Here is an 18,125-nt window from a genome sequence, read left to right as displayed (position 1 = left end):
TTTTAGGCGCTTGACCTTGCCATGATGGCAAGGTCGAGACTGCGTCCACCCTCAATCAAGGAGTCATGTCATGCAAGTATTCAGTGTTGAAGGAATGACCTGCGGCCATTGCGTCAAGTCGGTCACCCAGGCGGTGCAGAGCCAGGACCCGGCGGCCAGTGTGAAGGTCGATCTGGCGGCCAAGGAAGTCGGGGTCGAGAGTCGTTTGTCGGCCGAGCAAATCATCAGTGCGATCACCGAAGAAGGCTACAGCGCCAAGCTCGCCTGATTTTTCAATAGTTAGCGAGCTATCGTAATGTTCAAGGCACCCAAGCGCGGCTAGACTGTCGGGCTGCCGACTCACTTGGGTGCCTTCATGAACCTGCGCATTATCCTGATCCTGGGCGCCTTGAGCGCCTTCGCGCCGTTGGCGATCGATTTTTACCTGCCGGGCTTCCCCGCCATGGCGATCGCTTTTGGCACCGACGAAAAACATGTCCAGCAAACCCTGGCGGTGTATTTCATCGGCCTGGCCATTGGCCAATTGATCTACGGCCCGCTGGCCGACCGCTTTGGCCGGCGTGTGCCGCTGCTCAGTGGCGTCACCCTGTTTACCTTGGCGTCCTTCGCCTGCGCCTATGCGCCGTCCCTGGATTGGCTGATCGCCGCTCGTTTCGTCCAGGCCCTGGGCGGTTGTGCGGGCATGGTGATTTCCCGCGCCGTGGTCAGCGACAAATGTGACGCGGTGGGCTCGGCCAAAGTGTTTTCCCAACTGATGCTGGTCACCGGGCTGGCGCCGATCCTCGCGCCACTGGCGGGTGGGGTGATGGTTGGGGTGTGGGGCTGGCAGTCGATCTTCCTCGCGCTGACGCTGTTCAGCGTGATGGCGGCGGTGGCCGTTGCCGTCGGTTTGCCGGAAACCTTCCCGGCCCATCAGCCGCGCCAGCCGTTGTCTGGCTCGCTGCGTCGCTACCTGTCGCTGCTGTCGGACCGGGTGTACCTCGGTTACGCCCTCACCGGCGGTATTGCGATTGGCGGGATGTTTGCCTACATCGCCGGTTCACCTTTCGTATTTATCAAACTGTATGGCGTGCCCGCCGAGCATTACGGCTGGGTCTTTGGCTCCAATGCGGCTGGTTTTATCCTGATCGCCCAGGTCAACGCCCGGCTGCTGGCGAAGCGCGGCCCGGCGTTTCTGCTGTCGCGCAGCGTGTGGGTGTACCTGGCGGCGGCCCTCTCGTTGCTGGCGATCAGTGCCTTGCACACCGATGCGCTGTGGCCTCTGCTGGTGCCGCTGTTTATCTGCATCGCCAGCCTGGGCTGCATTTTGCCCAACACCTCGGCCTGCGCCATGAGCGGGCAAGGGGCGCGGGCGGGCAGTGCGTCGGCCTTGCTCGGTTGCATTCAGTTTGGTGTGGCGGCGGGCGCGGCGTCGTTGGTCGGCCTGTTGCATGACGGCACGGCGATGCCGATGGCCATGGTCATCAGCTTGTGCGGTGTATTGGCGGTGACGGTAGCCGTTTCGACCCAGCGCTTGCAACGGGCTCGGGCCGCGCAAGCGCAGGTCTGAGATGCGGGTCAGCCAGCGGCGGAACGTTGCTGGTTGAGGGGGATGGTGTGGGGCGCCTGGATACGGGCTTGCAGGGTCTCGGCAAAGGCGCGGGCCTCGGCCTCACTGTGGAAGGTGATGGCCTTCTGGTCGAGGCGCACTTCCCATTGGGATTTTGCTAACGCTTTTATCAGGATCTTCATTGCTGACTTCCTCACGTAAAAGAATCGTGGCAAAGGCGGCCAATATAAACCCGAATACCCGCGCAAATATGACAAAGGTCAACTCTCGGACTAATGGTGTCGTCCATCACTCACAGCAGTAATGGACGACACCTACAGACTTTTGTCAGAACCCTTCCAATACGATCTTGCCCTTGGCCTTGCCGCTTTCCAGTAGCGCATGGGCGCGGCGCAGATTGGCCGCATTGATCACGCCGAAGTGTTCGCCCACTGTGGTTTTCAGGGTGCCGGCGTCGATCAGTTCGGCCACGCGGTTGAGCAGGTGGTGTTGCTCGATCATGTCCGGGGTCTCGAACATTGAACGGGTGTACATGAACTCCCAGTGCAGCGACAGGCTCTTGCGCTTGAGCTTGCTGACGTCCAGCGCCTTCGGATCGTCGATCAGCGCCAGCTTGCCTTGGGGTTGCAGGGCTTCGACCAATTGGTCCAGGTGCTGGTCGGTCTGGGTCAGGCTGGCGACGTGGGTCACGTGGGTGACACCGGCGCGTTTCAACGCTTCGCTCAGCGGTTGGCTGTGGTCAATCACCAGGTCGGCCCCCAGTGCCTTGGCCCAGGCCTGGGTTTCCGGGCGCGAAGCAGTGCCGATGACCTGCAACGCGGTGAGCTGGCTGGCCAGTTGGGTCAGGATCGAACCCACGCCACCGGCTGCGCCGACGATCAGCAGGCTCTGGCCCTGATCCTCTTTGCCTTCACGCACTTGCAGGCGCTCGAAAAGCAATTCCCACGCGGTGATGGCGGTCAGCGGCAGCGCGGCGGCGTCGGCGAAACCCAGGCTTTTTGGCATATGGCCGACGATGCGCTCATCCACCGTGTGCAACTCGCTGTTGCCGCCCGGGCGTACCAGGGAGCCGGCGTAGAACACCTTGTCGCCGGCCTTGAACAGCGTGACGTCACTGCCCACGGCCTTGACCACACCGGCCACGTCCCAACCCAGCACCTTGGCGGCGCCGTTTTCCGGGGCGACGTTCTGGCGCACCTTGGTGTCCACCGGGTTGACCGAGATGGCTTTGACTTCCACCAGCAGGTCACGCGGGCCGACGACGGGCTCGGGCAGTTCGATGTCTTGCAGGGACAGGGGATCGTTGATCGGCAGCGAGGCGTAGTAGGCAATGGCTTTCATGGGAAGCTCCGGTAGATGGGATGGGCAGATGATTGGCTATTTCCCAACGAGATAAAAGCGGCTAAAACAGAGGTCTGTTTCAATATAATTTTGATAATTGGCGGGGCTCATGCTGCGTTTTGATGATTTGCAGTTGTTTGTGCGCGCGGCGGACTTGGGCAGCCTGTCGGCGGCGGCGCGGGTGATGGACCTGTCACCTGCGGTTGCCAGCGCCGCGTTGAAACGTATCGAGCAACAACTGGGCGCGCGCTTGCTGGCCCGTTCCACCCGCAGCCTGCGCCTGACCGCTGAAGGCGAGGGCTTCCTGGAATATGCCCGCGCCGCCTTGGGTTCTCTGGACGAGGGGCGCCGGCTATTGGCCAGTGGCCAGGATCATGTCAGCGGCGTGCTGCAACTGTCGGCGCCGTCGGACTTCGGCCGCAACCATCTGTTGGCGTGGCTGGATGAATTCCAGCGTGAGCACCCGCAATTGACCGTGCGCCTGTTGCTGGGCGACCGCATTGCCGACCTGTTTCGCCAACCGGTGGACATCGCCCTGCGCTACGGCGAGCCCGAAGACTCCAGCCTGATTGCGCTGCCGGTAGCGCCGCAGAATGTGCGTGTGCTGTGCGCCTCGCCCAGCTACCTCGCGCAGCACGGTGAACCCCGGCACCTGGAGCAGTTGGCCCAGCACAATTGCCTGCTGTATATGCTGGGCAGTCGCGTGCATGACCATTGGAGTTTTCACGACGGCAAGCGCGACATCAGCCTGACGGTGAGCGGTGACCGTTTCAGTGACGATGCCGATGTGGTGCGGCGCTGGGCGGTGGCGGGTGTGGGGATTGCCTACAAGTCCTGGCTGGATGTAAGCACCGACGTGTTGGCCGGCCGCCTGCGGGTCATCCTGCCGGAGCTGCGTGGCGAGCGAACGCCGCTGAATCTGCTCTGTGCCCACCGCGCCCAACTGAGCAAACCCGTCAACCTGCTGCGCGAAATGCTCGTGGCGCGCTGTGCGACGTTGACCGCGCAATGGCCGGAGCGATTGGTCTCTAGGCAATAACCTCCAGAAAGCGAGGAAGCTTCACTCAAATCCTGTCCCTATTCGCGCTGTCAGACGGCGCGGAGCTGACTGCCTGCGCCCCTATACTTTCATGCCCAGCACAGCACAAAAGTGGTTCAACAGGGAGTGAATTCATGGAAGCAGCACCTTGCATCAGTCACATTGCCAGCCTGCTCGCCGAGCCCAAACGCACCGCTATGCTCTGGGCGTTGATGGACGGTTCGGCGAAGTCTTCGCAGGAGTTGGCGGCGCTGGCCGGGCTGTCGACCGCCTCGGCCGTTGCGCACCTGGCGCGGCTGACCGGTGGTGGCCTGTTGCGCTGCGAGAACCGTCGCGGCCAGCGCTTGTTTCGCGTGGCGGCTGCTGATGTCAGCGTTGCCATTGATGCGTTGGCCAACACCACCATGGCCAGCGCCACGCGCTGTCGGCCGGATGCCTCGCCGTCGGTATTGATCGCGCCCCTGCCGTTACGCCATGCACGGTTGTGCAATGGCCACCTCGGCGGCGAGCTGGCGGCGGGGTTGTATCAGCGGATGTTGGCCGCAGGCTGGATTGAGCGCCATGAACAACGCACCGATGTCACGCTAAAGGGCGCGCAGCACTTGGCGGGCCTGGGCATTTATATTCAGGCGCTGGCATCGCCAGTGGTGTGCGACTGCTTCGATTGGAGCCAGCAGCTGCCGCATTTGGGCGGGGCGTTGGGCGCGGGGTTGCTGCAATTGTTCTTGCAATCGAACTGGGTCAGCCTGGTCAAAGAGTCGCAGGCGCTGCAGGTCAACGCCAGTGGGACGGCAGAAATCAACCGATTGGCCGCCCCCGAACACCCTTAGCCACGGGTGGCGTCGTTCAGAGTTTCAGTCAGGTCGCATCCAGCAATAACCCCGCAAAACCATGCCGCACACTCACCGCGGGGACTTTCACACAGGGGGTGCGGCATGGGTATTCAAGGCTATAGCGCAGCGGAACGGCTGGAACGGTTGCCCATCAGTGGCTACCACCGAGTTATTTTCATCATCATCGCCCTGGCGTTTTTCTTCGACTCCATGGACCTGGCGATGATGACCTTCCTTTTAGGCTCGATCAAAGCCGAGTTTGGCCTGAGCACGGCCCAGGCAGGGCTGCTGGCCAGTTCGAGTTTTTTCGGCATGGTGGTGGGGGCGTCGTTGTCCGGGATGCTCGCCGACCGCTTCGGGCGCAAGCCGGTGTTCCAGTGGAGCATCGTGTTGTGGGGCGTCGCCAGTTACTTATGCTCCACGGCGCAGACGGTGGAGACGCTGACGCTGTTTCGCATCCTGCTGGGCATTGGCATGGGCATGGAGTTTCCCATCGCGCAATCGATGCTCTCGGAGTTGATTCCGGCCAAGCGGCGTGGGCGTTACATCGCCTTGATGGACGGTTTCTGGCCGCTGGGTTTTGTGGCGGCCGGTGTGCTGTCGTACTTCTTGCTGCCGGTGATTGGCTGGCGCGACATCTTCCTGGTGTTGGCGGTGCCGGCGGTGTTTGTGCTGGCGATCCGGTTCTTTATTCCGGAGTCGCCACGCTGGCTGGAACAAGCCGGCCGGCATGATGCGGCGGACAAGGTGCTGCTGGGCATCGAGCAGAAAGTGCGCGACTCCCTGGGCAGCGCGCAACTGCCGGAGCCGATCCGCCTGCCACGGGTAGAGAGCACGCCGGGCACGTTCTTCTCGGCGTTTCAGCAGCTGTGGTCGGCGCAGTATCGCCAGCGCACGATGATGATCTGGAGCGTGTGGTTCTTTGCCTTGCTCGGCTTTTACGGGCTGACGTCGTGGTTGAGTGCGCTGTTGCAGCAGTCGGGTTTTGCGGTGACCCAGTCGGTGTACTACACGGTGATCATTTCCCTCGGCGGGATTCCCGGCTTCCTGATGGCGGCCTGGCTGGTGGAGCGCTGGGGGCGTAAACCGGTGTGCGTGGTGACACTGCTGGGCGGCGGGGTGATGGCGTTTCTGTATGGGCAAAGCGCGGTGTTTGGCGGCAATGTGGGCTTGCTGATTACATCGGGCTTGTTGATGCAGTTCTTTTTGTTTGGCATGTGGGCGGTGCTGTACACCTACACGCCGGAGCTGTATCCCACGTCGGCGCGGGCGACCGGGTCCGGGTTTGCCTCGGCGATTGGCCGGGTGGGTTCGTTGCTGGGGCCGATGGTGACCGGGTTGGTGTTTCCGATTACGGGGCAGGGCGGTGTGTTTGCCTTGGGCGCACTATGTTTTGCGGTGGCGGCGCTGGTGGTGTGGGTGTTTGGGATGGAGACGAAGGGGAAGACTCTTGAAGAGCTGAGCGAAATCTAACCAGCAACACAAAACCCATGTGGGAGTGGGCTTGTGTGGGAGCGGGCTTGCTCGCGAAGAGGGTGTATCAGGCAACTCATTCGTTGCTGACACACTGCCTTCGCGAGCAAGCCCGCTCCCACACAAGCCCGCTCCCACATTTAGCCTGCATTCATCCAGTGAATGCGGGTTACGGCTTGACCAACCGCGCATCCAGGCTGTTCTGCGCCAGGCGTTTGGCCTGGTCCTGGGTCATGCCCAGCGAGGTGTGCAGCGCGTGGAAGTTCTCGGTGACATAACCACCGAAGTACGCCGGGTCATCGGAGTTCACCGTGACCTTCACGCCACGCTCAAGCATGTCGAGGATGTTGTGCTGGGCCATGTCGTCGAACACACACAGCTTGGTGTTGGACAGTGGGCACACGGTCAACGGGATCTGCTCGTCGATGATGCGCTGCATCAGGCGCTCGTCTTCGATGGCACGCACGCCATGGTCGATACGCTGGATTTTCAGCAGGTCGAGGGCTTCCCAGATGTACTCGGGCGGGCCTTCTTCGCCAGCGTGAGCGACGGTGAGGAAGCCTTCGTGACGGGCCCGGTCGAACACGCGCTGGAACTTGCTTGGCGGGTGACCCATTTCCGAGCTGTCCAGGCCCACGGCCACGAACGCGTCACGGAACGGCAGGGCCATGTCGAGGGTTTTCTCGGCTTCGGCTTCGCTCAGGTGGCGCAGGAAGCTGAGGATCAAACCGCTGGTGATACCCAGTTGCTGTTCGCCATCTTTGAGTGCAGCGGCGATGCCATTGAGCACCACTTCGAACGGGATGCCACGGTCGGTGTGGGTTTGCGGGTCGAAGAACGGTTCGGTGTGGATCACGTTCTGTTCTTTGCAGCGCAGCAGGTAGGCCCAGGTCAGGTCGTAGAAATCCTGGGACGTGCGCAGCACATCGGCGCCCTTGTAGTACAGGTCGAGAAACTCTTGCAGGTTGTTGAAGGCGTAGGCCTTGCGCAGGGTTTCGACGTCGTTCCACGGCAGCGCAATCTTGTTGCGCTCGGCCAGGGCAAACAGCAGCTCAGGCTCCAGCGAACCCTCCAGGTGCAGGTGCAGTTCAGCCTTGGGCAGGGCGTTGAGCCAATCGTACATTTTCTAAATTCTCATCAGGTGCAATGGCGGCATTCTACAGGCCATGGCTGAAATAATTGGCAAAACCTGACCAGCAGGATTGTTTTTGTTGCATTCGCGCAAGGGCCGCGTGAACTAAGGTGTAACGAAACGTTAGCAGCCTGCCGTAGTCTGTACCCCATCAATGACTGATTTGCCGTACAAAAAGGCCCGCAATGTTCACATCCCTCAAGCAAGAAAAATTCATGCTGCTGGCGCTGTTTGCCGCCATCGCCGCCTACCCGTTGGAGCACTGGATGCTCAACAGCGGCCAGGGCGTGGCGTTGCTCGGCGGGGTGGTGCTGATCGTGTTTATCGTGATCGCCTCGATGCGCGTGGCGCACCACGCCGAACAGCTCGCGGAAAAGGTCGGCGACCCTTACGGCACCATGATCCTGACCCTCGCCGCCGTGCTGGTGGAAGTGGTGATCCTGGCGATCATGATGAGTAACGAGCCGTCGCCAACCTTGGTGCGTGACACGATTTATTCCGCCGTGATGCTCGACATCAACGGCATCCTCGGCCTGGCCGCGCTGATGGGCGGCATCAAGCATGGCGAACAGTCCTACAACGACGACTCGGCACGCAGCTACAGCGTGATGATCCTCACTGCCATGGGCGTGTCGATGGTGGTGCCGGAATTTATCCCCGAGGCCGACTGGAAAATTTACTCGGCCTTCACCATTGGCGCGATGGTGGTGCTCTACACCCTGTTCCTGCGCATGCAGGTGGGGCCGCACAGTTATTTCTTCAGCTACAACTACCCGGAGAAACGCGGTAAGAAACCGTCGGAAGAAGCGCCGTCGATCAACCTGGCGTTTTCCATCGGCACCTTGGTGTTTGGCGTGATTGTGATTGGCGCGTTGGCCGAAGTGATGTCGAAAACCCTGGACCTGGGCCTGGAAGGCACGGGCGCGCCGCCGGTGATCACGGCGATTGTGGTGGCGGCGATTTCGGCGGCGCCGGAGATCTTGACGGCGTTGCGCGCAGCCTTGGCCAACCGTATGCAGTCGGTGGTCAACATCGCGTTGGGCGCCTCCCTGTCGACGGTGATCCTGACGGTGCCGGTGATGGAGGCGATGGCCCTTTACACCGGGCAGCCTTTCCAGATGGCGATGACGCCGGTGCAGACGGTAATGGTGTTTATCACGTTGATTGTCAGTGCGATCAACCTCAACGATGGTGAGACCAATGCCATTGAGGGGATGACGCATTTTGTGTTGTTTGCGACGTTTATCATGTTGTCGCTGTTGGGCCTTTAAACACCGCAAACTTCTGTGGGAGTTAGCTTATGTGGGAGCGGGCTTGCCCGCGATAGCGGTGGTCCAGTCACTCCAGTGTTGACTGTTGGACCGCTATCGCAGGCAAGCCAGCTCCCACATTTGGTTCGGCGTCTGGATCAGGTTCCGGCGATTAGCTGGCGAGCAGCTTGGCTGTGATCGGCGATCAAGCCCTTCAGATCCAGGCCTTCCACTTGACCATCAATCACTCGCCACTTACCCGCCACCATCACCCGGTCCGCCCGATCCGCGCCGCACAACAACAGCGCCGAAATCGGATCATGGCTGCCGGAGAAACGCAGCTCATCGAGCTTGAACAGCGCCAGGTCGGCCTGTTTGCCTACGGCCAACTCACCAATATCCGTACGCCCCAGCAACTGCGCCGACCCTTTGGTCGCCCAACCCAGCACGCCTTCAGGGGTGATCTTTTCCGCACCGTAGCGCAGGCGCTGGATGTACAGGGCCTGGCGCGCTTCGAGGATCATGTTGGACGCATCGTTGGAGGCCGAGCCGTCCACGCCCAGGCCGATCGGTGCGCCGGCGGCGAGCAGGTCGAGGGTCGGGCAGATGCCGGACGCCAGGCGCATGTTCGAGCTTGGGCAATGGCAGATGCCGGTGCCGGCAGCGCCGAGGCGTTCGATTTCATCCGGGTTGAAGTGAATGCCGTGGGCCAGCCAGGTACGCGGGCCGAGCCAGCCGACGCTGTCGAGGTAGTCCACGGTGCGCAGGCCAAAACGTTGTAGGCAGAAGTCTTCTTCGTCGAGGGTTTCCGCCAGGTGCGTATGTAGGCGCACGTCGAGGCTGTCAGCCAATTCGGCGCTGGCGCGCATGATTTCCGGGGTGACGGAAAACGGCGAGCACGGTGCCAGGGCGATCTGGATTTGCGCGCCGTCGTCGCGCTGGTGGTACTCGCGGATCAGGCGCTGGCTGTCGTCGAGGATCACTTGGCCTTGTTGCACTGTTTGCTGCGGCGGCAGGCCGCCATCGGCTTCGCCCAAACTCATGGAACCGCGGGTGAGCATGGCGCGCATGCCCAGTTCGCGCACGCTTTGCACTTGCACGTCGATGGCGTTTTCCAGGCCGTCGGGGAACAGGTAGTGGTGGTCGGCCGCCGTGGTGCAGCCCGACAGCAGCAGTTCGGCCAGCGCAACTTTGGTGGCGAGGGCGAGTTTTTCCGGGGTGAGCCGGGCCCAGACCGGGTACAGGGTTTTCAGCCACGGGAACAATGGCTGGTTGACCACCGGCGCCCAGGCGCGGGTCAGGGTTTGATAGAAATGGTGGTGGGTGTTGATCAGGCCCGGCAGGATCACATGTTCACGGGCATCGAAGGTTTGTGTGCAGGGCTGGGCGGGTGTTTGGCCCAGGGCCAGCACCTCGCTGATCACACCGTCTTGCAGCACCAGGCCGCCACGGGCGTCGAGGCCATTGGCAGTGAAAATCGCGAGGGGGTTTTTTAACCAGATACGGGTCGCAGGCATTGGCCGGCTCCTCTGAATGATGGGTTCAGGTTTGCCAGCTCAGTGTTGCCCTGTCTGCTGATCCAGGGTCGCCGGTGAAGGCGAGGGGGCAGTCTACCCGTGGATCGTTATCGACGGCAATCGGTCGATAACGACCCTTTGTCGCTTACCAGGCGATGGTGTCGCCTTTGTAGTCGATGAAGTGATGGCCGCCTTTCCCGGTGTAGGCATTTACCTGATCCACCAGGCCGCGCACGCTGGTGTCGACATCGATGTGGGCGTTTTCGCCGCCCATGTCGGTCTTCACCCAGCCCGGGTGCAGTGACAGCACGGTGAGTTTTTGCCCGCCCAGTTGGGTGACGAAGCTGTTGGTCATGGAATTGAGCGCGGCCTTGCTGGCCTTATACAGCGCCAGGTCGGAGCCGTCGGGGATGGTAACGCTGCCCAGCACCGAACTCATGAAGGCCAGCACGCCGCTGTCTTTGCGGATCTGCCCGACAAAGCGCTGGGCCAGGTTGATCGGTGCCACGGCATTGGTGAAGAACAACTGGCCGACTTCCGCCAGGGTGGCGTGGCCAGGCTCCTGGTTGGCGGGGCCTTTGACACCGGCGTTGACGAACAGCAGGTCAAAGGTGCGGTCCTTGAGGCGCTGGCTCAGGGCGATCACGGCTTGCTGATCGTCCATGTCGAGTTTCTCGATCTGCACCGGGCCCACGGCCTTGAGTGCGTCGGCCTTGCTTGGATCACGCACGGTGGCGGTCACGTCCCAGCCGTCCTGGAGCAGTTGCTTGACCAGGCCAAGGCCCAGCCCGCGCGAGGCGCCGATGATCAGTGCGGTTTTTGGCGTAGACATGAAAAGCTTCCTTTGGAGTCGCGGTTCAGGGAGTTCAGCGTTGGAGCAGGATACGCCCACGGCTGAGGTCGGCGAGTTGAATTTGCAGGGTATCGATATGGGCTTCGCCCACGGCGAGTTGTAGTTCGACGCCGTTGGCGGTGAAGGATTCTTCCACGACCAGCCCGCCCAGTTCGGCGACGCGCAGTTTCACCAGGTTTAATTCCGCGAACCCGCAGGCGCAGCTCAGCGGCACGCGGCTGATCAGTTCAATGCGCTCGGCGCTTTGCAGGCATTTGTTCGCCCCGCCGCCATACGCGCGGGCGAGGCCACCGGTGCCCAGCTGGATGCCGCCGTACCAGCGGATCACCAACACCGCGACCTGATCGAAACCCTGTGCTTCGATAGCGGCCAGGATCGGCCGGCCAGCGGTGCCACCGGGTTCGCCATCGTCATTGCTGCGGTATTGATCGCCAAGCTTCCAGGCCCAGCAGTTGTGCGTGGCGTTCAAGTCGCTGTGTTGCGCGAAAAACGCCTGGGCGTCCTGCGGGCTGGTGATCGGCGCGGCGAGGGTGATAAAGCGGCTTTTGCGGATTTCTTCATGAAATTCGCAAAAGCCGGTGAGCGTGAAAGGCATAAGTCGCTTCGTTTATAGGGCGGGCTTGACGCCACAGCCTTTGAGAATGATGTGGATCAGGTTGGTGCCGGCGTCTTCCATGTCTTGCTTGGTCAGCTTGGTGCGACCGGTGACGCGGCAGATCTGCGTGGCGAAGTCGGCGTAGTGCTGGGTGCTGCCCCACAGCAGGAAGATCAGGTGAACGGGGTCTACCGGGTCCATCTTGCCGGCGTCGATCCAGGCCTGGAATACGGCGGCGCGGCCGCTGAACCAGGCGCGGTAGTCCTGGCTGAAATATTCGGTGAGGCATTCGCCACCGCTGATGATCTCCATGGCGAAGATCCGCGAGGCCTGGGGTTGGCGGCGCGAGAACTCCATCTTGGTGCGGATGTAGTGGCTCAGGGCCACGGCCGGGTCATCCTCGGCGGTCAGCGTATTGAAGGTGCTGTCCCACAGTTCGAGGATATTGCTGAGCACCGCGATATACAGGCCCAGCTTGTTGGTGAAGTAGTAGTGCAAGTTGGCCTTGGGCAGCCCGGCACTGGCAGCAATGGTGTTCATGCTGGTGCCTTTGTAGCCATGGCGCGCGAATTCGTCTTCAGCTGCCTGCAGAATTGCTTGTTCGTTCTTTTGCCGAATGCGGCTGGCGGGTTTTCCGGCGGGGTTGCTGTGGGCAGGAACTTCGAGGCTCATGGAGGTTTCCGTGCAGATCGATAGAGACGACGTGTGCACAGATAACCCACCCTCAAGCCTCAGACAAGTCCTGATGCAATAAAACCGTCAGTGCGATTCCACAGTGTCGCTTTCCGGCGCGTGGTTTGCGGCACGGTTGCCGGCCTTGGCCTCCGGTAATAACAGGCACAACACAATGGCGGTCAGGCCGCCGCTGGTGATGGCCGAGTCGAACAGGTTCTGCACCAGGGTCGGCATCAGGTGCAGCAGGTTCGGTTGGGCAGCGATACCCAGGCCGACGCCGAACGAGGTGGCGATGATCAGCATGCTGCGCCGGTCCAGCGGCGCCTGCGCAAGGATGCGCACACCGGCGGCGGCCACGCTGCCGAACATCACCAGGGTTGCGCCGCCCAGCACCGGTTTGGGGATTTGCTGGAGTACCGCGCCGATCAGCGGAAACAAGCCGAGGCAAAACAGCACCACGCCGATGTATAAGCCGACGTAACGACTGGCCACGCCGGTGAGTTGGATCACGCCGTTGTTCTGCGCGAACGTGGTGTTGGGGAAGGCGCTGAAGGTGGCGGCGATCATGCAGCTGACGCCATCACCAAGGACGCCGCCCTTGAGCCGGCTTATATAAGAAGGGCCGCTGATGGGCTGGCGGGCAATCATGCAGTTGGCGGTGAGGTCGCCGACGGTTTCGATGCTGCTGATCAGGTAAATCAGCGCGATGGGTAGGAACGCGCTCCAGTCGAAGTTGAATCCGAAGCGAAATGGGATCGGCAGGCTGACCAGAGGCAAATCGGGCAGCGCTTGGGGTACAAGCTTGCCACTGAACCAGGCCGCGAGACTGCCGAGGGCGAGGCCGATGATGATGGCCGAGAGTCGCACCCATGGCGTGTTGGAGCGGTTGAGCAGGATGATCGTCAACACGACGAACACGCCCAGTGCCAGGTTGGTGGGGGCGCCGAAGTCGGCGGCGTTGAAACCGCCGCCCAGGTCGGTGATGCCGACCTTGATCAAGCTGATGCCGATCAGGGTGATGACAATCCCCGTTACCAAGGGCGTGATCACTCGGCGCAGTTGGCCGATAAAACGGCTCAGCACGATCTGCACCACGGCACCGAAAAAGCACACGCCGAAGATCATCGCCATGATGTCTTCCGGGCTGCCGCCGCGTTGTTTCACCAAAAAGCCCGCCGACAGCACCGCACCGAGAAACGCAAAGCTGGTGCCTTGCAGGCAGATCATCCCTGCGCCGATGCCAAACGGCCGACGTGCCTGGATGAAGGTGCCGACGCCCGAGACCATCAACGCCATGCTGATCAGGTAGGGCAAATGCGCGGTCAGGCCCAGGGTGGAGCCGATGATCAGTGGCGGGGTAATGATGCCGACGAACGCGGCCAGCACATGTTGCAGTGCGGCGAGGAAGGCCGGAGCGGGTTTCGGGCGGTCGTTGAGGCCGTAGATCAGGTCGCTGCTGGAGGATTCTGGTGGCATGGCGGGCAAGCTCAGGGTCTATGTCCTCTGGTTCTTGCAAAAAGCTGTCCAACTGCTCAGCTTTTCGTTTTTGCCCGAGTTAACGGGTGGCGGCCAGGCTTTCCAGGAAGCTTTCCAGCACCAAATGAGGGCGACGACCTTTGCGCGTGACCGATGCCAGGCTTAAATCGTAAAAACGTGTAGCCGGTTTCAGCGCACGTAGTCGGCCTTGTTGCACCCACAGGCTGGCGTAGTGGTCGGGCAAGTAGCCGATGTAGCGGCCGGTGAGGATCAGGAAGGCCATGCCTTCGCGGTCCGAGGCGCTGGCGGTGCAGTTGAGTGCCTGGTAGTGGGCCTGGATATCGGCGGGCAAGCGGAAGGTCGGGGCGATGGCGTCCTGGCTGTCGATGCGTGCGTCATCCAGTTGTTTGTTGTCGGCATAGAACAGTGGGTGGCCGACGGCGCAATAAAGCAGCGAGCGTTCGCTGTACAGCGGCTGGTATTCCAGCCCCGACAAGGCACTGGCCTGGGGCACCACGCCGACGTGCAGGCGGCCGTCGAGTACGCCTTGCTCGACTTCGTTGGGGGCGATCATGCGGATCTGGATCTGCACATCTGGGCCACGTTCCTTCAACTGCGCCAGGGCGTGGGTGATGCGCATATGGGGCAGGGTGACGAGGTTGTCGGTGAGGCCGATGATCAACTCGCCGCGCAGATGCTGGTGCAGGCCGTTGACCTCGGTGCGGAAACTTTCCAGGGCGCTCAAGAGTTGCAGCGCCGATTGGTAGACCTCGCGGCCTTCTTCAGTCAGGGAGAAACCGGCGCGGCCGCGTTGGCACAGTCTTAACCCGAGGCGTTGCTCAAGATCGCTCATTTGCTGGCTGATGGCGGAGCGGCCGATACCTAGCACGGTCTCTGCCGCCGAGAAGCCGCCGCATTCGACCACGCTGCGAAAGATGCGCAACAGGCGGATATCGAAGTCGCTGACTTGGGCCAGGGGATCGGGGCGACGGCTGCTCATAGTTTAGTGAAGGCCTGACTGAAGGTTAGAAGAGTTGGATTTCACCGACTTTATCGCCGTGGCAATTTAGCTGCAACAACGCTTTTCAATCCCGACGCTGCCTTTTGCCCTGCGAGGTTTTGCTGATGAACATGCCCGAAAACGCCCCATCGTCCCTGGCCAGCCAATTGAAGCTGGACGCGCACTGGATGCCGTACACCGCCAACCGTAATTTCCAGCGTGATCCGCGCTTGATCGTGGGCGCGGAAGGTAGCTGGCTGATCGATGACAAGGGGCGAAAGGTCTACGACTCGTTGTCGGGCCTGTGGACCTGTGGCGCTGGGCATACGCGCAAGGAAATCCAGGAAGCGGTGGCCAAGCAACTGGGCACCTTGGACTACTCGCCGGGCTTCCAATACGGTCATCCGTTGTCCTTCCAGTTGGCAGAAAAGATTACCGACCTGACCCCAGGCAACCTGAACCACGTGTTCTTTACTGACTCCGGCTCCGAGTGCGCCGATACCGCGGTGAAGATGGTGCGTGGGTACTGGCGCCTGAAGGGCCAGGCCACCAAGACCAAGATGATTGGCCGCGCCCGTGGTTATCACGGTGTGAACATCGCCGGTACCAGCTTGGGCGGTGTGAACGGCAACCGTAAGATTTTTGGTCAGGCAATGATGGATGTTGACCATCTGCCGCACACCTTGCTGGCGAGCAATGCCTTCTCCCGTGGTATGCCGGAGCTGGGTGGCATTGCGCTGGCCGATGAGTTGCTCAAGTTGATCGAGTTGCACGATGCGTCGAACATCGCCGCGGTGTTCGTCGAGCCGATGGCCGGTTCTGCGGGTGTGCTGGTGCCGCCACAGGGTTATCTCAAGCGTCTGCGTGAGATCTGCGACCAACACAATATCCTGCTGGTGTTCGATGAAGTGATCACCGGTTTCGGCCGCACCGGCTCGATGTTTGGTGCCGACAGCTTCGGCGTGACCCCGGACCTGATGTGCATCGCCAAGCAAGTCACCAACGGCGCGATCCCGATGGGCGCGGTGATTGCCAGCAGCGAGATCTACCAGACCTTCATGAACCAGGCGACGCCGGAGTACGCGGTGGAATTCCCCCACGGCTACACCTACTCGGCTCACCCGGTCGCATGCGCCGCTGGCCTGGCGGCGTTGGACCTGCTGCAGAAGGAAAACCTGGTGCAGAGCGTAGCCGAAGTCGCGCCGCACTTTGAGAATGCGCTGCATGGTCTGAAGGGCAGCAAGAACGTGATCGACATCCGCAACTACGGCCTGGCCGGCGCGATCCAGATTGCCCCGCGTGACGGTGATGCCATCGTGCGTCCATTCGAGGCCGGCATGGCTTTGTGGAAAGCCGGTTTCTACGTGCGCTTTGGCGGTGACACCCTGCAGTTCGGGCCAACCTTCAACAGCAAGCCGCAGGACCTGGATCGCCTGTTCGATGCGGTCGGCGAAGTGCTGAACAAGATCGACTGATTTCTCCTTCTATATAGAACAATTTTTCAGGAGCCCCGCATGAGCCTTATCCAGCATTTGATCAACGGTGAGTTGGTCAATGACAGCGGCCGTAGTGCCGACGTGTATAACCCGTCCACTGGCCAGGTGATCCACCAGGTGCCGTTGGCCAGTCGTGAAACCATTCAACAGGCGATCGACTCGGCCAAGGCCGCATTCCCGGCCTGGCGCAATACGCCGCCAGCCAAGCGTGCCCAGGTGATGTTTCGTTTCAAGCAATTGCTGGAGCAGAACGAAGCGCGTATCTCGCAGTTGATCAGCGAAGAGCATGGCAAGACGCTGGAAGACGCGGCGGGTGAATTGAAGCGTGGGATTGAGAACGTGGAGTACGCGTGCTCGGCGCCGGAAATTCTGAAGGGCGAGTACAGCCGTAACGTAGGACCGAACATTGATGCCTGGTCGGATTTCCAGCCGTTGGGTGTGGTGGCCGGTATTACGCCGTTCAACTTCCCGGCGATGGTGCCGCTGTGGATGTATCCGCTGGCGATCGTTTGCGGTAACTGTTTCATCCTGAAGCCTTCGGAGCGCGATCCAAGTTCGACGCTGCTGATTGCCCAACTGTTGCAGGAAGCCGGCCTGCCTAAAGGTGTGCTGAGCGTGGTGCACGGTGACAAAGGCGCGGTGGATGCGCTGATCGAAGCGCCGGAAGTGAAGGCGCTGAGTTTTGTGGGCTCGACGCCGATTGCCGAATACATCTATTCCGAAGCGACCAAGCGCGGTAAACGCGTGCAGGCGCTGGGCGGGGCGAAGAACCATGCGGTGCTGATGCCGGATGCCGATCTGGATAACGCGGTCAGTGCCTTGATGGGCGCGGCGTACGGTTCGTGCGGTGAGCGTTGCATGGCGATCTCGGTGGCCGTGTGCGTGGGCGACCAGGTGGCCGATGCGTTGATCGCCAAGCTGGTGCCGCAGGTCAAGGCGCTGAAGATTGGCGCGGGCACGTCGTGCGGCCTGGATATGGGGCCGCTGGTGACGGGGCAGGCGCGGGACAAGGTCAGTGGCTATATAGAAGACGGTGTTGCGGCGGGTGCTGAACTGGTGGTCGATGGCCGTGGTTTGAGCATTGCCGGGCATGAAGAAGGCTTCTTCCTGGGGGGGAGCCTGTTTGATCGCGTGACGCCTGAAATGCGCATCTATAAGGAAGAGATCTTCGGGCCAGTGCTGTGCGTGGTGCGGGTGAATAGCCTGGAAGCGGCGATGCAGCTGATCAACGATCACGAATATGGCAACGGCACCTGCATCTTTACCCGTGATGGCGAAGCGGCGCGCCTGTTCTGTGATGAGATTGAAGTGGGTATGGTGGGGGTTAACGTTCCTCTGCCGGTGCCAGTGGCGTATCACAGCTTTGGTGGCTGGAAGCGCTCACTGTTTGGCGACTTGCATGCCTATGGGCCGGATGGCGTGCGTTTCTATACCCGTCGCAAGGCAATTACTCAGCGTTGGCCGCAACGGGCCAGCCATGAAGCGTCGCAGTTTGCTTTCCCTAGCTTGTAACGACGGCTGAAAGCCGGCCCCTTGGGGCCGGCTTTCGCGTTTTTGGGGCTTTTCTGACTTATATGACAGAAATATGAAGAAAGGCATTGACGGCAGATTCTGGATGTCTATAATTCGCCCCACTTCCGGCGCAGTCGAAACGGAAAACTCCTTGGTAAACAATGAGTTATGTAAGTTTCGGCAGCAGGTTGCTTCAGTTCATCGAAGCGCGAAGGAAGTTGAAAAAGAGGTGTTGACAGCAGCGTGTAACGCTGTAGAATTCGCCTCCCGCTAACGAGAGATCGTAAGCGCAAGTGGTTGAAGTTGTTGAAGAATTCTTCGAAAGCTTCTGAAAATAATCACTTGACAGCAAATGAGGCTGCTGTAGAATGCGCGCCTCGGTTG

At 61.0% G+C, this 18,125-nt stretch carries 17 protein-coding genes and 1 pseudogene; 8 read left to right on the top strand and 10 right to left on the bottom strand.

From position 1 onward, the window contains the following. Window positions 1–70: 70 nt before the first annotated feature. Window positions 71–268 (top strand): heavy-metal-associated domain-containing protein, encoded by a 198-nt coding sequence (locus ACZRMO_RS10920; RefSeq protein ID WP_017735273.1) that lies wholly within the window; start codon window positions 71–73, stop codon window positions 266–268. An 87-nt stretch (window positions 269–355) separates the two neighbouring features. Continuing rightward, window positions 356–1,549, top strand: a complete 1,194-nt coding sequence (locus ACZRMO_RS10915) for a multidrug effflux MFS transporter (protein WP_017735272.1) — start codon at window positions 356–358, stop codon at window positions 1,547–1,549. A gap of 8 nt (window positions 1,550–1,557) precedes the next feature. Here ACZRMO_RS10915 and ACZRMO_RS10910 read toward each other — a convergent pair whose 3' ends face one another. Both ACZRMO_RS10910 and ACZRMO_RS10905 read right to left on the bottom strand, forming a co-directional pair. Beyond that, a complete protein-coding gene (locus ACZRMO_RS10910; protein ID WP_177414118.1) occupies window positions 1,558–1,731 on the bottom strand; it encodes a hypothetical protein in 174 nt (57 codons plus the stop codon). A gap of 145 nt (window positions 1,732–1,876) precedes the next feature. After that, window positions 1,877–2,890: a zinc-binding alcohol dehydrogenase family protein gene (locus ACZRMO_RS10905; RefSeq protein WP_463972856.1), complete on the bottom strand. Its 1,014-nt coding sequence runs from the start codon at window positions 2,888–2,890 to the stop codon at window positions 1,877–1,879. Window positions 2,891–2,999: 109 nt separating this feature from the next. Here ACZRMO_RS10905 and ACZRMO_RS10900 point away from each other — a divergent pair, with 109 nt between their 5' ends. The 3 genes from ACZRMO_RS10900 to ACZRMO_RS10890 all read left to right on the top strand — a co-directional run bounded on the left by ACZRMO_RS10900 (window position 3,000) and on the right by ACZRMO_RS10890 (window position 6,235). Further along, entirely contained in the window at window positions 3,000–3,929 is a 930-nt protein-coding gene (locus ACZRMO_RS10900; protein WP_463972855.1) for a LysR family transcriptional regulator, read from the top strand. A 134-nt stretch (window positions 3,930–4,063) separates the two neighbouring features. Next, window positions 4,064–4,759 carry an ArsR/SmtB family transcription factor gene (locus tag ACZRMO_RS10895; RefSeq protein ID WP_463972854.1) on the top strand — a complete coding sequence of 232 codons (696 nt, stop codon included), beginning with the start codon at window positions 4,064–4,066 and terminating at the stop codon, window positions 4,757–4,759. Between the two features lie 105 nt (window positions 4,760–4,864). Beyond that, entirely contained in the window at window positions 4,865–6,235 is a 1,371-nt protein-coding gene (locus ACZRMO_RS10890; protein WP_463972853.1) for an MFS transporter, read from the top strand. A 169-nt stretch (window positions 6,236–6,404) separates the two neighbouring features. Here the strand turns inward: ACZRMO_RS10890 and ACZRMO_RS10885 are convergent, their stop codons facing one another. Next, window positions 6,405–7,358, bottom strand: a complete 954-nt coding sequence (locus tag ACZRMO_RS10885; RefSeq protein ID WP_017735266.1) for an adenosine deaminase — start codon at window positions 7,356–7,358, stop codon at window positions 6,405–6,407. Between the two features lie 194 nt (window positions 7,359–7,552). On the opposite strand from ACZRMO_RS10885, the gene ACZRMO_RS10880 reads away from it, so the two are divergent. Further along, the gene (locus ACZRMO_RS10880) at window positions 7,553–8,638 is read left to right on the top strand and encodes a calcium:cation antiporter (protein ID WP_463972852.1); all 1,086 of its coding nucleotides are present in this window, start codon (window positions 7,553–7,555) and stop codon (window positions 8,636–8,638) included. A 137-nt stretch (window positions 8,639–8,775) separates the two neighbouring features. Here the strand turns inward: ACZRMO_RS10880 and ACZRMO_RS10875 are convergent, their stop codons facing one another. From ACZRMO_RS10875 to ACZRMO_RS10850, 6 genes are all read right to left on the bottom strand, one after another. Continuing rightward, window positions 8,776–10,134: an 8-oxoguanine deaminase gene (locus ACZRMO_RS10875; protein WP_463972851.1), complete on the bottom strand. Its 1,359-nt coding sequence runs from the start codon at window positions 10,132–10,134 to the stop codon at window positions 8,776–8,778. Window positions 10,135–10,279: 145 nt separating this feature from the next. Continuing rightward, window positions 10,280–10,966, bottom strand: a complete 687-nt coding sequence (locus tag ACZRMO_RS10870) for an SDR family oxidoreductase (protein WP_017735263.1) — start codon at window positions 10,964–10,966, stop codon at window positions 10,280–10,282. 34 nt (window positions 10,967–11,000) lie between these two features. Then, window positions 11,001–11,582, bottom strand: a complete 582-nt coding sequence (locus ACZRMO_RS10865) for an IMPACT family protein (RefSeq protein ID WP_463972850.1) — start codon at window positions 11,580–11,582, stop codon at window positions 11,001–11,003. Window positions 11,583–11,594: 12 nt separating this feature from the next. Then, window positions 11,595–12,254, bottom strand: coding sequence for a TetR/AcrR family transcriptional regulator (locus ACZRMO_RS10860; protein WP_463972849.1), 660 nt, complete (start codon window positions 12,252–12,254; stop codon window positions 11,595–11,597). 87 nt (window positions 12,255–12,341) lie between these two features. Further along, on the bottom strand, window positions 12,342–13,733 hold the full coding sequence (locus tag ACZRMO_RS10855) for a uracil-xanthine permease family protein (protein ID WP_124528146.1): 1,392 nt from the start codon (window positions 13,731–13,733) through the stop codon (window positions 12,342–12,344). 79 nt (window positions 13,734–13,812) lie between these two features. After that, window positions 13,813–14,733, bottom strand: coding sequence for a LysR family transcriptional regulator (locus ACZRMO_RS10850; RefSeq protein ID WP_124528145.1), 921 nt, complete (start codon window positions 14,731–14,733; stop codon window positions 13,813–13,815). A gap of 125 nt (window positions 14,734–14,858) precedes the next feature. Here ACZRMO_RS10850 and aptA point away from each other — a divergent pair, with 125 nt between their 5' ends. Beyond that, a complete protein-coding gene (gene aptA, locus ACZRMO_RS10845) occupies window positions 14,859–16,208 on the top strand; it encodes an omega-aminotransferase AptA (RefSeq protein WP_124528144.1) in 1,350 nt (449 codons plus the stop codon). A gap of 39 nt (window positions 16,209–16,247) precedes the next feature. Further along, a complete protein-coding gene (locus ACZRMO_RS10840; protein ID WP_124528143.1) occupies window positions 16,248–17,741 on the top strand; it encodes a CoA-acylating methylmalonate-semialdehyde dehydrogenase in 1,494 nt (497 codons plus the stop codon). Window positions 17,742–17,934: 193 nt separating this feature from the next. Here the strand turns inward: ACZRMO_RS10840 and ACZRMO_RS10835 are convergent. Beyond that, window positions 17,935–18,125: pseudogene (locus tag ACZRMO_RS10835) on the bottom strand (hypothetical protein); the annotation flags it as partial.

This window comes from Pseudomonas sp. B611 (genome assembly GCF_055407965.1).
The sequence above is the reverse complement of the archived record's forward strand: the minus strand, read 5'-3'. Positions and strand labels throughout refer to the sequence as shown.

Bases quoted from the DNA above. Each gene is read 5' to 3' on its own strand.
- ACZRMO_RS10915 (WP_017735272.1), top strand. From the start codon at position 356: ATGAACCTGCGCATTATCCTGATCCTGGGCGCCTTGAGCGCCTTCGCG.
- ACZRMO_RS10865 (WP_463972850.1), bottom strand. From the start codon at position 11,582: ATGCCTTTCACGCTCACCGGCTTTTGCGAATTTCATGAAGAAATCCGC.
- ACZRMO_RS10875 (WP_463972851.1), bottom strand. From the start codon at position 10,134: ATGCCTGCGACCCGTATCTGGTTAAAAAACCCCCTCGCGATTTTCACT.
- ACZRMO_RS10890 (WP_463972853.1), top strand. From the start codon at position 4,865: ATGGGTATTCAAGGCTATAGCGCAGCGGAACGGCTGGAACGGTTGCCC.
- ACZRMO_RS10895 (WP_463972854.1), top strand. From the start codon at position 4,064: ATGGAAGCAGCACCTTGCATCAGTCACATTGCCAGCCTGCTCGCCGAG.
- ACZRMO_RS10880 (WP_463972852.1), top strand. From the start codon at position 7,553: ATGTTCACATCCCTCAAGCAAGAAAAATTCATGCTGCTGGCGCTGTTT.
- ACZRMO_RS10855 (WP_124528146.1), bottom strand. From the start codon at position 13,733: ATGCCACCAGAATCCTCCAGCAGCGACCTGATCTACGGCCTCAACGAC.
- ACZRMO_RS10910 (WP_177414118.1), bottom strand. From the start codon at position 1,731: ATGAAGATCCTGATAAAAGCGTTAGCAAAATCCCAATGGGAAGTGCGC.
- aptA (WP_124528144.1), top strand. From the start codon at position 14,859: ATGAACATGCCCGAAAACGCCCCATCGTCCCTGGCCAGCCAATTGAAG.
- ACZRMO_RS10900 (WP_463972855.1), top strand. From the start codon at position 3,000: ATGCTGCGTTTTGATGATTTGCAGTTGTTTGTGCGCGCGGCGGACTTG.
- ACZRMO_RS10860 (WP_463972849.1), bottom strand. From the start codon at position 12,254: ATGAGCCTCGAAGTTCCTGCCCACAGCAACCCCGCCGGAAAACCCGCC.
- ACZRMO_RS10870 (WP_017735263.1), bottom strand. From the start codon at position 10,966: ATGTCTACGCCAAAAACCGCACTGATCATCGGCGCCTCGCGCGGGCTG.
- ACZRMO_RS10840 (WP_124528143.1), top strand. From the start codon at position 16,248: ATGAGCCTTATCCAGCATTTGATCAACGGTGAGTTGGTCAATGACAGC.
- ACZRMO_RS10905 (WP_463972856.1), bottom strand. From the start codon at position 2,890: ATGAAAGCCATTGCCTACTACGCCTCGCTGCCGATCAACGATCCCCTG.
- ACZRMO_RS10885 (WP_017735266.1), bottom strand. From the start codon at position 7,358: ATGTACGATTGGCTCAACGCCCTGCCCAAGGCTGAACTGCACCTGCAC.
- ACZRMO_RS10850 (WP_124528145.1), bottom strand. From the start codon at position 14,733: ATGAGCAGCCGTCGCCCCGATCCCCTGGCCCAAGTCAGCGACTTCGAT.
- ACZRMO_RS10920 (WP_017735273.1), top strand. From the start codon at position 71: ATGCAAGTATTCAGTGTTGAAGGAATGACCTGCGGCCATTGCGTCAAG.